The organism is Paenarthrobacter nitroguajacolicus (assembly GCF_029952445.1).
GTDB lineage: Bacteria > Actinomycetota > Actinomycetes > Actinomycetales > Micrococcaceae > Arthrobacter > Arthrobacter nitroguajacolicus_B.
Window position 1 is genome coordinate 1 of sequence record NZ_JAQPPK010000067.1, and the last position, 1008, is coordinate 1008.

At 62.9% G+C, this 1008-nt stretch carries 1 pseudogene; it reads left to right on the forward strand.

The window, feature by feature from the left end:
• The first annotated feature begins 54 nt into the window (after nt 1–54).
• A pseudogene (locus PJL15_RS22535) lies at nt 55–1003 on the forward strand (IS481 family transposase).
• Nucleotides 1004–1008 lie beyond the last annotated feature (5 nt).

The window sequence follows — 1008 nt, forward strand, 5'->3', positions numbered from 1 at the left end:
GAAGACCTCTTAGGTTGGTGGTTACCACACACACCGAACGACTAAGAGGTCTTCATGGTCCACCGTAATGCCCGCCTGACTCCCACCGGTAGAAGGATCCTTGTCCAGCGTGTTCTGCAGGGCCGCCCTGTGTCCCACGTGGCCAAAGAAATGGGGGTGTCCCGCACCTGTGCGCACCGCTGGTTCAAGCGTTTCCTCTCAGAGGGATGGGCAGGGATGCAGGACCGTTCTTCACGGCCGCGTTCGTGCCCGCAGGCGACTTCCGCAGCGAAAATCAACGAGGTGATCGCGGCGCGGGAAAAATATCGGGAAGGGCCCGAAGAACTGGCCGAACGCTGCAAGATCCCGGCCCGGACGGTCTCACGGATCATCGCCCGGGCCGGGCTGCCCCGGTTGTGGGAACTGGACCCGATCAGCGGCGAACGCATCCGGGCCGGTCGTGCGACCAACCACCGCTACGAGCGCGACACGGCCGGGGAGCTGGTGCATATCGATGTGAAGAAACTCGGGAAAATCCCGCAGGGTGGAGGCTAGCAGCGAGCAGGTCAGAGGTCGCGGCATCGGCTTTGACTACGTCCATGTGGCCGTCGATGACCACTCCCGTCTGGCCTATGTCGAGGTCCTGCCCGATGAGACAGGCACCACCTGTGCGCGGTTCCTGGCCAACGCCGCAGCGTTCATGGCCGCCAACGGAGCCCCCGTGCAAGAAGTCATGACCGACAACGCCCTGGCCTATATACGGTCCACGGCCTTCGCGAAGGTCGTGGCCGATCTGGGAGCCAAGCACCGACGCACGAAACCCCGGAGCCCGTGGCAAAACGGCAAGGCCGAACGGTTCAACCGCACCCTCCAGGAAGGCTGGGCCTACAAGAATGCCTACGACTCCAACAACCACCGCGCACAAGCCCTCACCGGCTGGCTAGACTTCTACAACCACCGACGCACTCACTCAGCACTCGGAGGACGACCACCCATCAGCAGATGTAACCAACCTGCTGGCTGAGTACA